The organism is Bacteroides caecigallinarum, assembly GCF_021530995.1.
GTDB classification, from domain to species: Bacteria; Bacteroidota; Bacteroidia; order Bacteroidales; family Bacteroidaceae; genus Phocaeicola; species Phocaeicola faecigallinarum.
The window spans coordinates 1-12,830 of sequence record NZ_JADYTF010000103.1 but is presented as its reverse complement, the minus strand read 5'-3'; the positions used below and the strand labels follow the sequence as shown (position 1 = coordinate 12,830).

At 36.0% G+C, this 12,830-nt stretch carries 6 protein-coding genes; all 6 read right to left on the bottom strand.

Annotation, left to right across the window (positions count from 1 at the left end):
• Window positions 1–1,750, bottom strand: a 1,750-nt coding sequence (locus I6E24_RS12785) for an endo-1,4-beta-xylanase (protein ID WP_235328921.1), incomplete at its 3' end; no start/stop codon positions are given.
• Between the two features lie 11 nt (window positions 1,751–1,761).
• Window positions 1,762–2,793, bottom strand: coding sequence for a DUF5627 domain-containing protein (locus tag I6E24_RS12780; protein WP_235328920.1), 1,032 nt, complete (start codon window positions 2,791–2,793; stop codon window positions 1,762–1,764).
• A 39-nt stretch (window positions 2,794–2,832) separates the two neighbouring features.
• Window positions 2,833–4,614 carry a RagB/SusD family nutrient uptake outer membrane protein gene (locus I6E24_RS12775; RefSeq protein WP_235328919.1) on the bottom strand — a complete coding sequence of 594 codons (1,782 nt, stop codon included), beginning with the start codon at window positions 4,612–4,614 and terminating at the stop codon, window positions 2,833–2,835.
• A 25-nt stretch (window positions 4,615–4,639) separates the two neighbouring features.
• Complete coding sequence (locus I6E24_RS12770; RefSeq protein ID WP_235328918.1) at window positions 4,640–7,501, bottom strand: SusC/RagA family TonB-linked outer membrane protein; 2,862 nt, start codon at window positions 7,499–7,501, stop codon at window positions 4,640–4,642.
• Between the two features lie 53 nt (window positions 7,502–7,554).
• On the bottom strand, window positions 7,555–9,549 hold the full coding sequence (locus I6E24_RS12765; protein ID WP_235328922.1) for a RagB/SusD family nutrient uptake outer membrane protein: 1,995 nt from the start codon (window positions 9,547–9,549) through the stop codon (window positions 7,555–7,557).
• 5 nt (window positions 9,550–9,554) lie between these two features.
• A complete protein-coding gene (locus tag I6E24_RS12760) occupies window positions 9,555–12,716 on the bottom strand; it encodes a SusC/RagA family TonB-linked outer membrane protein (protein WP_394800404.1) in 3,162 nt (1,053 codons plus the stop codon).
• Window positions 12,717–12,830 lie beyond the last annotated feature (114 nt).

Sequence of the window (12,830 nt, the reverse complement as noted above, 5' to 3'; positions counted from 1 at the left end):
CATTTACAAACAGTTTCAAATCACTAGGATTACCACCAAACTCTTCAAAATACTTGCGTGCCAATGCTACAGCATCACGTGCATAATCGTCACCAAGATAATCTTGCCAGTAGAAACAATTATCTCTAGAATCTGCATTTTCAGTTTCGTAATGTTTTAATTCATATGGATTGCCATCTGACATAGGTTCGTTTACGACTTCCCATACTTTAACATTGCCAGCACAAATTTCCATCATGTTTTTAATCCATGTATCAAGAGCAGCATATACGATGTCATGCTTTTCTTCTGGAGTTAATTCTTCTGTCTTTATTTCTTTCTTTTTAAAAGAAATATTATCAAAATAATATGTTGTAGCAGTCAAACCAAGATTTAAAGCTACAGCTCCAAGACCTTCCCATCCTTCTGCACCTGATCCTACAGTAATTTCTTTACTGAATGTTTTCCAGCCAGTAGTTGTATTTATATCTCCAAACATATTCCAATGCAAATAAGCACCTGGTGCAGACTGCGCCTGTGTTGTTATTTTAGCATCAACCAGTGATTTTACATCTACAGAGAATACATATACATCACCCGGCTTAGCTGTATATGGCATAGAAAAAACAAACTGGGATCCATAATCATTTGCCTGAACCGTAGGATTTGTCACTGCAAGAACTTTTCCATGATCACCGCCTTCGTCAACAAAGCTATATGTTGTTCCACCACTTTGTACTAAATAACAAGCGCTAAGTTCACCATTTTCAAAATCACCGTTTTCAAGAAGTTCTGTATACACAATTTCACCGCCTCCATCATTACCTCCATCTTCAGAAGTTAATTCATAAACAAGATGATTATTGTTATAACTACTCCATCCATCTATATTACCTGTTTCAAAATCTGGATTAGCAATATAATTTGTATCATCACCTGAAAGAGTTAAAGATATATCATCTACCAACAAATAATCTTCTGGATTTGCATTAAACTGGAAGAAGAATCGTGTATAAACGTTTGCACTCGCTTCAGCTATTGTAATATCTATTGAGAAATCAGTCCATTCAGTAGTAGAAGTCAAAGCTCCCCATACAGCAGTCTGATCACCTGTCCATGATGATGGTTGAAACACCAAATTACCACCACTAATATCTACAGACGATTTCAATTTACATTTTAATGTATATGTTCCCGCAGGCAATGGATTAGAGAATGTATAATAACCCTGAGTCTGTTGCCCTTCACTTCCTGTCAATTTCAGACAGTATTTATTAGAATCACCAGCTCTTGAAGACAAAGAATTAACAGACAAAGACTTTTTTCCACTAATCAAACCATTCAAATAATTAACATTTTGTTGTGAATGCCAGCACAAAGTATGTCCATATATTGACAATCCTGCCTCTTGTGCTGTTTCAATAAATGATAATACAGTACTAAAATCCATATTACCATTATCATCCACTACAGAACTGTATTTCATGGCATTACCAGGCGTAACATCCTCAAAATTTGTTACTGCGACACCATAAGTAGTTCCTTTAGCTATAAAATCGGATTCGTCTACAGCACATCCTAATTTAAAATCACGATTTTCGCTTCTATTCACATAGTTTTTCAATACATCGTATTCCTGAAGATTCTTGTTTTGTAATAATTCATCAGGTACTTGCAGCTCACCAGGGAATGGTAATAATCCCTGGTCAGCACAAGAAGATACTGCAAAACATAAACTTGCACCAATAAATAATTTATTATATATTTTCATAATACTTGATTTTACTGTTCTTTATAATTTGCTGTAAATGTTTCGTAAGATACTCCTCTATCACGAATAACCAACGTATCAAGGGTATGACAAGATGCTCCTGTAGATTCATTCTTTATCGTATAATCCAAATAGATAACATCACGGTCTTTATTACCCCAACTGTTTTTGTCACCATCCTTAACAAATTTACCGCTACCGTTGCTAATAGAATATCCACTAGTTTCGGTTGTTACTGTACACTCCTTGTTTTCATTGAATGACAATACCAATTCATAATCGCCCAAGCCATTCAAACTGACAGGCATAGTAGCTGTTGTAAGGTTTTTTGTGGCAACACTACATACTTCGTCATATTCCACATATTCTTTGTGTCTAACATTCTCTGTAGTAGTAGAACCTGTTGTAATTACATCCTTACCTCTACGAAGATAATTACCTTCCCATTCATTGATATATTTCACACAATAAAGTACATAATTCATAGGAGCTACTTCCCAAGCTGAAGTATTTGTCAATGAAGGATTATCACTGGATGCTTTTCCACACAAAATAGAATCTGCATTAACAACATCTGTCATCTTCAAAGGAATAACATAAGTATTGTTTAAAGCTTCAGGATCTTCAAAAAATTTATCTGTAAACTGTACATCTACAGCTCCCATCATTTCTTTATTCAATACAATCTTATCTGAAGATAATTCATAATAATCAGCAGGCATAGCCTTAACTGGTTTTGTGTATTCAGCATCAAAAAACAAGTTATCGCAAAGACTATTATCTATTTCAACACCTATTTCTACTTTCTTTGAATTATTATAAACACCGCTAATTGTTGCATAAATCTGACATTTATGTTCATTATCCAATGATGTGTCATAAGTGTCTTCTCCCATAACCAATGTACGAACCGGAGTCTGACGTGCAAAATATACAGCAGAATAATAATAATCGTCATATTCAACATCCTGATTTTGACATGAAGAAAGAACAGACAAACAAGCTCCGGCTACCAATATAAAATAGTTTCTTAACGTTTTCATAACCTTTTTATTTCAAAAATTTTATCATGCAATCACATATTACCAACCTTTGTTCTGTTTAAGTTGATCATACTTCAAAGTCTCATTATATGGAATTGGTCCATAATACATGTAATCTTTATAACTTCTGTTTTCAACATCGATATAATTATACTGTAATACACCTCCCGTACCTTGAGATATTGCTACACCTTTGGCTTGTTCAGTAAGCAAAGACAAATCAACTTTCCATCTGCGTAAATCATAGAAACGATGGTTTTCAAAACAAAGTTCTATACGACGTTCATTGCGTATCAATTCACGCATCTTGTCTTTATCTGCCGCACATTCATCCAAATAGCCTGTATCTGTAATACCTGCTCTTTCGCGTATAGCTTTTATTATATCGTATGCACTATATGCATTATTGCCTTTTTCTTTTGGTCCCCAAGCTTCATTTGCAGCCTCAGCATAGTCCAGATACAATTCTGTATATCTTATATATGCACTGTAAACTTTCTGTTTTGTATTATAAGAAGGATTTGGGTTACAATCAGATCTAAGCATTTTTTTCATATAATATCCTGTACGTGTAGAATGGCCAGATTCCTTATTCAAAGCATCATTGTTAGATCCATAAGTAGCTGTTATAATTTCAGTATCCTTATATGTATCACCATTGCATATAATATATTCTTTCAAACGAGGGTCACGATTACTATAAGGATCATTCTCATCATAACCTGAACCATCGGCATTGATAGGGTAACCATTTGCCATAGGGAAAGCATCTACAAGATTCTGAGTCGGATTAACACGTCCTGTACCATAAAGTGAAGGTGGATAATTTTCTAATTCTTTCGTAAGATTTTCAACTATATCACTTCTCCACAATATTTCATCAGGATTAGAACCTGCAGCCAGACTTCCTATTTCTGTTCCATTAGCATACCATTTGTAACCATCAGCATCAATACCACTCACGCCGTTTTTTCTGTCCAAAACAACTGCAGCATAATTTGCTGCTGTTTCCATCGTTACACCTGAACCTTCAGCAAAAGCCGGACTTGCAGCCAATAAAGCCGCCTGAGCACGTATCGCTTCAACTATTCTACCAGATAAACGTCCTCCCATATGGGCTCCATTTACTCTATCATACACAGAAGCATCTACTCCCATATCCTTATAAGCCTGAGGTACATCAGCTTCAGAATGTGCCTTATAATCTGTAGGCAGAAGTTTGAGGGCATTTTCACAATCCTCAAATATAAAGTTTATACAATCTTCAAACTTATCACGAGGCACATTGAAATTTGTATTATTATCTTCTGAATTTCTTTTGATTGGCACACCGTACAATACGCCATCATCAGCCCATCCTGCATGAGCACGCAGCAAATGATACATATTAAGAGCTCTCAATCCATAAGCTTCACCCTTAAACCTATCCTTGAACAGTTGGCAAACAATTTCATCTGTAGACCAAACAACATCGTCACATCTTTCAAGAAACAGATTAATATATTGTATAGCATGATAACGATTCTGCCATTGAGATGCTGGGTCGTTACTTGAAGTCCATGATCCTGTAGCCATAGCCAACCATGTACTTGTGTTATCGTTTGTAACAGCATTGTCTGTGGCAACTTCATTAGTGACAGGAGTATTATATGGCGACGTATAAGGTAATAATATATATGCATTCGCCAGAACTCCCTGCGCAAATGAAGGCTCATTATACATGGCATCTATCTCACGGTTATTCTCCAATGCAGGATCGAAAAGGTCATCACAAGATGCTAACAGAGGTAGAAATGCCAAAATTTTAAATATATTTTTCATGACTTTAATCATTTGATATTCATTTTTAGAAAGTTAACTTAACACCTAAATTGTAGAAACGTGTTTGTGGGGCTGTTCCTACATTCATTTCAAGATATTCACGCTCTTTTGATATTGTAAATAGGTTTGAACCGCTTATATAGACTGATGCGTCACTTATGAATGTTTTGTTTAATAAATTCTTAGGAAGATCATAAGTTAGCTGTAATTTAGCAATATCAATGCGGTCTGTCTTGTACATCCAGAAAGTAGAGTTCTGGCTGAAGTTATTATATCCAGCGAGTGTTGTCAGACGAGGATAAGTTGCAGTTTCTGCTGTTTCAGGAGTCCAACGGTTACGTACAACTTCTGAATACTTACCATCACCATAAACCCACCAATATGAGTTGCTCTTCATTCCGATAGCACCAAATCCTCCTGTAGCAAGAGCAAAGAATGTGAAACCTTTCCATTTTGCGGTAAAATTAAGTCCTAATGTAAGAGGAGAGCCATACCATCCACCTTTCCCAAGATAAATCTGATCTTTACTATCAATAACACCATCATTATTCTGATCCTTATATTTAAGGTCACCGGCTTTCAACGTACCACCAAAACTCTGGTTAGCCGCAGCAGCTTCTTCATCGGTAGCAAAGAATCCTTCACATTCAAGTCCCCATACTCCATCTATAGGCTTGCCTGCATGATATTGATAAGCATCAGCATGAGTTTCATCTACACGTGTAGCTTCAGTATCATAATATGTACCGTTTAATCCTAATGAAAACTCTGCTTCACCAACTTTTTTATTGAAATTAACAGAAAAATCAATACCTGTACGTCTGTTATTATTATAATTAATGTACGGAACAAACGAAGACTCTGGATAATAGCAAGTAAAATATGTTGGATATAAAGTGGATGATTGAACCAACAACCCCTCAGTAGAGTTTATAAAGAAGTTTACATCTGCTGTAATAAGCTTATTCCAAAGTGAAGTTCTAAGGTTTAAAGCCACTTCTTTACGCTTTATAAAAGTCAAATCTTCATTTGCTCCTCTCATTGAATTGGCTGAAAGTTCTGAGGCACCATCGTACCATCCCCAAGGCTCACCAGTTGCACGATCAAGAGCTTGCATATACATATAATAATTTGCTATATCAATATCCTGATTTAATATACTACCAGACAAACCTATCTGTAAATCATCAACTATAGATGAATTTTTCAGAAAATCTTCATTAGCAATATTCCATGCCAATGTCAATGAAGGAGAGAATGCATTTCTATGTCCTTCCGCCAATTTTGCAGAGTGAACTGCTGCACCACTAAAATCAGCAAAATATTTATTTGCATAGTTATAACCTAACTGCAAACCTAAATTAGCATTGCTTGTCTTATGATAAACTCCAGAGTTTGTCTGCTGAAAACCGTTTGCAATCAACATAGCAGATACATTGTGAAACTTGTTAAATGTACGATTGTAATCAAAATGTGCAGACAATGCTATTGTCTGGTTGTCAGTACTTCCACTTATATTCTGAACTCCATCTTTCGTATCGTTTCCGTATTTGTTCAATGTAGTTATTATATCATATGAATTATAATTAGACCATGTAGGAGCATATACAGCATAGTCATTATTATAAGATGTATTATATGAAGTATTATAATCAACTGCAAACTGGAAGTGGAAAGATAAACCTTTGGTAATACTAGCTAAATCAAAATCAATGCCTGTATCAAACTGGAATTGACGGCTTGTATATTTATTGTAACCTCCAGCATAATAATCAGCAAAAATATTACGTTGGTCAACTTGAGTACCTCCGAGGAAACAACCATTGAAAATATTGTTATTAGCAGCCATATAATCGTTGCCAGTTGCGTAATTAGGATCTATATAGCTTACAGGAATCAATGGAGAAAACCTATTTGGACGCATTTTTGCAGCTTCTTCCCAATAATCAGCTTCATCTTCATCTGTAGTTACTCCTGTACGTGCGTCATAGAACGTTGCATTGGCATTAGCATATGCTGATATAAAGTCGTTTATAGTTAAATCTACATTACCACGAATATTCAAACGACTTGTATAATTATCTTCTACTTGGCCAAACTTGAATAAATCACCTTGACGGTAATAACCTATATTGGCATAGTATCTGGCTCTTTGGTTACCTCCAGAGAATTCGGCTGTAACATCACTTCTATTGTAAGCCTTCTTAAGATAATCTCCAGAATAATAATCCAAATTAGGATAACGGTATGGATTTATTCCCATTGCTGAGTTATATATTTCAGAATCTGAGTAAAGAGGAGCCAAACCATCGTTTGCAAGAGCTTCATTATAAAGAGTCATATATTCAGCAGATCCTAAATATTTTGGATAACTTTTCGGTACATAGAAACCTGTATTGGCACGTACATCAATCTGAAGTTTATCAGAAATCTGACCACGTTTAGTTGTAATATATATCACACCCTTAGCTGCACGGCTACCATAGAGAACAACTGCAGATGCTCCTTTAAGGAAAGTTATCTGATCAATTTCAGAAGGTAATACATTATCCATACTACGTGGTATCCCATCAACAAGAACCAAGTAACCAGCATTGTCACCGTCCATACCCCATAATGAGTTTCCATTCCATCCACCTACATATCCTTGAAGATTATCAAGTGTGTATGTATTGTAGTTTTTCTTTTGTAACTCTTTAAAGTCAATTACTGAAACTCCACCTAACAATTCATCTTGAGATATTTTTCTAAAAGCTACCTGGACTAATGAATCGGCAGATTCAGTTTTTGGTGCCTCATTTCTGATAGTTTCTTGAGCAACCAATGGACATGCCATTGATGCAAGTAATACTGTAGAAGAAATGAACTTTATATATATATGTTTCATTTTGTAATACTTTTAAATTTTATTCCTATATAAATAACTATGATATAATATCATTACCAACCTGGATTTTGATTAAATTCTATAGTTATATATGTATCTTCAAGTTTCATTGGGAACCAGTAGTGCTTAGTATCAAAGTTTCTGGTAAGTATTTCTTCTTCTTTCCAACCCTGAACTTCAGCATCCTTAGGATCATTAGTAGTATACCATTCATCATCATATACTCTGGTGAACTCCTGCGATGTTTTTACATTATATGGATATTCAGTGAGTAATAACCAACGTTGCAAATCACAGAAACGGAAGCCTTCGAAAGCAAGTTCCACTGCGCGTTCACGACGAACCTCATCCATGAACTTGTTTTTATCATTTACATATGTAGGATCAATTAATGCTTCTTCAAAAGTTTCAGAAACAAAATTGTAATTCTGACCTCCAACGTGACCAACTCCAGCTCTGTCACGAAGTCTGTTGATAGCATCAACAGCTTTCAATGATGAATAAGTAGTAGAGGAATATTGTGAACCACCTACAGCTGCGCAAGCCTCTGCATACATTAAATAAACATCTGCAAGTCGCATATATGGAAGATACATTTGTAAGTTACTGTTCCAATTATATGTTCCATCATATTTATTACATGTGTGTGGACATAGTTTTTGTGTAAAGTATCCAGTACGGCTACCATTAAGGGCACTTCTAACATTTCCACCAGTATATAGTTGACTGTATCTAAATGCCTCGTCACCTTCTCCTGTTATAGTTCCATTGATATATTTGAAGCCATCAAAAATTATATCATGATAAAAACGGGCATCTCTGTCCTTGAATGGCTGTGTCTTGCTAAATGAACTTTGAGAATCTGTTAGTGGTAATCCGTTTGCCATACCATAAAAGTTTACATAATTTGCTGTCGGCTGATGAATTATATTATCATGTTCTACTATACCGTTTACCTTAGGTCCCCATGTTTTTGAAGCATTCCAGTTACTTGAGTTGGTATCAACTGATGGTCCACGGAAAATAGCTTCAATAGAACCTGGCATCAACCAATTCTGACCTGTAGTATAAAAAATTTCAGTAAAGCAAGATGTAGCATCACTAGATTTTGTATGATTATAAATATCATCATATTTGAACTGTGCCAATCCGTACTGGGTTTCACCATCTTCTACTAATTTTAGAAGTTCTCCTAGAGCATCAGCTGCTTTCTTACAATATTCTTCATCATAATCATAAGTCATAGCACCACCTACTTGAGCTCCATTCTTCATTAATGGACTTCCAGCCCATAAATAGCATTTACCTAAATAGCCCAACGCCATGATTTTATTGATACGTAGCTGGTTCTTACCTAAAGTTTCTTTACCAACATTTGTATCATCCCAGTCGATAGGCAACAAGTCTGCAGCCATACGGAAATCTTCTGCTGCTCTATCAGCACATTCCTGGAAAGAAAGTCTTGATAAATCTTCTGTTCCATCCAAAGTTTTGTCAACATATGGAAGACCACCAAGGTATTGCATTAACTCAAAATGCCACCATGCTCTGAAAAAATAAAGTTGTCCTTGAATAAGCTGTCTTTCTTCTGTTGTGGCGTCAACCATTTTAGAGAAGTTTTCAAGTCCAAGATTACATTTACGAATACAATACCAAGCATGAGGCCATATTCTATGTTTGAATTTATCCTGTGAAGAAGGATCACATTCATCACCATCAAGATAAGTTCCGTCCTGACCTGTTTTTTCAGCCTGCCAAGCCCAGAAGTTACCTAAGTCTACCTGGTGACACATATGCCAATCCGCTTCTGTATTCATAATCTCATCATCACCCCAGTTAAATGATGTAGTCCAATAACATTCCTCCTTACTAGGGATGCAATTATAGATTTCTTCTACATAACCCTGAAAATTATAGAAATTCTTGAAAGCGTCATCCATATCCACTGTTGAGTCCGGATCTTTGTCCAAATAGTCTGTACATGATGAGAACATACATGACATTGCCATCAGACAAACACTAAGTATGTTTATATATTTTTTCTTCATATTCATTATAATGTAAATTTAAGACCTAAGTTAAAACGCTTCATAGTAGGATAAGATCCCTGATTACCTGCACCTGCAAAATTTGATTCACGGTCATCAGGCATACGTGTCCAAAGCCAGAGGTTATTTCCATTCAAAAATACTCTCAAATTACGGATACCAAGTTTCTTAACCCAGCCACCATCAAAGGTATATGCAATTTCAGCATTCTTCAAACGGATATAAGAACCATCATACAAATACTGAGTTCCTGTATTATAACTAGGAGTAGTAGAGAAACGTGGCATTGTAATATCTGCATTCTGATTTTCTTTTGACCACCATGTTCCCTGCTCATAAACTATATTTGTTTTATTACCAAAACTTGTCAAAGTTACATCACGTGTCACATTATTTACTCCATAGAACTGTACAAATGCACTAAAACCTTTCCATTCGAAACCTATAGTAGCATTATAAGTATTCTGTGGTGTAGCAGAATATCCATATGGTGCACTATCTTCATCATCAATAATACCATCAGCATTGAAGTCGACAATATAATAATCACCTGGCAACATCTGCCCCTCATTAGTGCTATGAGCTGGCGCACCATAAATCTGGTCGTAATTATTCAAATAACCATTATCAATATGAGAATGAGTCTGCCTTATACTGAAACCTTCATCCTTCAGATATGCAGGCATCAATTCCGGATCATCACGTTCGATAACTTCATTCTTGGCATGTGTCATACTGAAATTACCCCAAAGACGCATTTGGTTTTCGAATACCTTATTAACTCTCAACTCCAATTCATAACCTTTTGTATGAACTTCACCGAGATTGGCAGTAGGTGCACTTATACCAAGAGTAGGAAGTACAGCACGTTCACTACCATTAATAAGAATATCTGTACGTCTGTCACGGAACACTTCTACAGTACCGGCAAACAATCCACCTAAGAATGAGTAATCAATACCAAGATTGAACTTCTTTACTGTTTCCCAATGGATATCTGGATTACCCATTGCAGTTTCACGGTACCACTGATATGTACTAGGATTATGATTAAGGTCCATATCGGTATTACCACCTAAAGCCCACTGACTCATGTATAACCAACGATCAGCAACATTATCATCTCCAATCTCACCATATGAAGCACGAATCTTCAACATATCAAGCCATTTCTTAGAAAAACTCATGAATTTTTCTTCTGATAACATCCAACCCAATGCACCAGAATTAAAGAATGCGAAACGATATTCAGGAGCAAATTTTTCTGAACCGTTATAAGCACCGTTGTATTCTACAAAATATTTATTAGCATAATTATATGTAGTACGGAATGCCCAGTCTTCACGGTAACTTGGTATCACACTACCCAAAGCTGTTTCCTGACGGCTAAACAAACCCATAGCTGTTACGCTATGCTTTCCAAAATCACGAGCCCAATTTAACTGAATCTGATAATTTAGATTACGCTGCGTTGCAGTGTTATCAACAGTACCAGCTGCTGTCTGCCATAATATAGATTGCTGGAAATCAAATTTGTTGTTATCATCATAACCTTTTTTATAATAAACGGTACCATCTGCAGGATCAATCCACTTATACTGTGCATCATGATTCTCATCATTAATACCACGCTCAGCTTCAACAAAAACATTATCCCATGAAATCATTCCTCTAAGACTTAATCCTTTTGTTATAAAGCTCAAGTCCTGTTCCAATGTAAAGTCTGTATTAATACGTGTCGTGGTAGTTTTTTCAGTACCTGCTAATGACAATATTGCTGCTGAGTTCGAGATATTAGATACATTGGGATAATATCCCCATGTTCCATCGGAATATACTGGCAAAAATACATCAGGAGCAATACCGTAAGCTCCAGCCCAAATCTGTGCTGTTGACCAGTCTGATGAGTCACCCATACCCCATGGAGTCTCTCTGACACCATTGGAACCTGAAAGATTAACTTTAAATAAAGTAGTTTTGGTCAATTGGAAATCAAGATTACTTCTCACATTAATTCTATTGTAGCCATAACCACCTCTATAACCTCTTCCATTTTCATAATTTTTGAAAAGGTCTCCTTCGTTAACGAAATCTGCAGAAACAAAATATTTTACAGATTTTGTACCACCACTAACATTGAGATTGGCATTATATGACATTGCATAATCCTCAAACAGTGCATCTTGCCAATCAACATTAGGATAACGTTCTGCTTCAGCCAAACTAGCAGGATATCTATATTTATTTATAATAGCTTGAGGAGTAATATAGTCCCATGAATTAGGATCAAGAGCCAATTCATGTTCTACAACAAAATTACGAGCTGTCAAAGCATCGTATGAGTCAAGTTTACTTGGCAATTTTGAAGGGACTTTCATTGTCGCTTGTGCAGAGACGTCTATTTGAGCTTTTCCTTCTTGACCACGTTTAGTAGTAATAAGAATTACACCGTTCGCACCTTTGACACCATATACTGCTGTTGCAGATGCGTCCTTTAATACTGAAATAGATTGTACAGAACTGATGTCAACAGAGCTCATTGGACGTTCGATACCATCGACAAGAATTAAAGGTGAACTATTATTCCACGAACTCGCTCCACGAATTACAATTTCTGGTTCTTCCTCACCTGGCATACCAGAACTCTGTGTTGTTATAACGCCAGGAAGATTACCAGTTAATGCAGCACCAATGTCTGTAACACCACCGGCTCTCTCTAAAACTTCACCTTTAGTCTGAGTAATAGCACCTACAACTGAAGCCTTTTTCTGTTGTCCATAACCTACTACAACAACTTCTTCAAGCATTTCAGAATCCTCACGTAATACAACAACAATCATACTACGTCCGTCAACCTTTACATCCTGAGGAGTCATACCTAAATAAGAAACAGTCAACACAGCATTTTTGTCAGGCACCTCTAAAGTAAAGTTACCGTCGAAATCTGCTACAGTTCCTGTAGTACTTTGACTTTTCAATACAATAGCCGCACCAATCAACGGCTCATCATTTGCATCAAGCACTTTCCCATTTACTACAAATCCCTGAGCCATCAAAGATGCACCACTAGAGATAATGAATAAAAGAAAAACTGCGATTTGTGCGAGATAGTGTTTCTTCCTATCATAAGAAAACATCTCAATAAACTTTTGTCTTATGTTTTTCATTATACAAATAATTTAAAAATAAAAAATAAATAGTCACTCGGAATCTATTAATTTATTATCCGCTTTCATTTGTTTTACCCATACGCATTTTCATTTAAGATTACACATTTACAT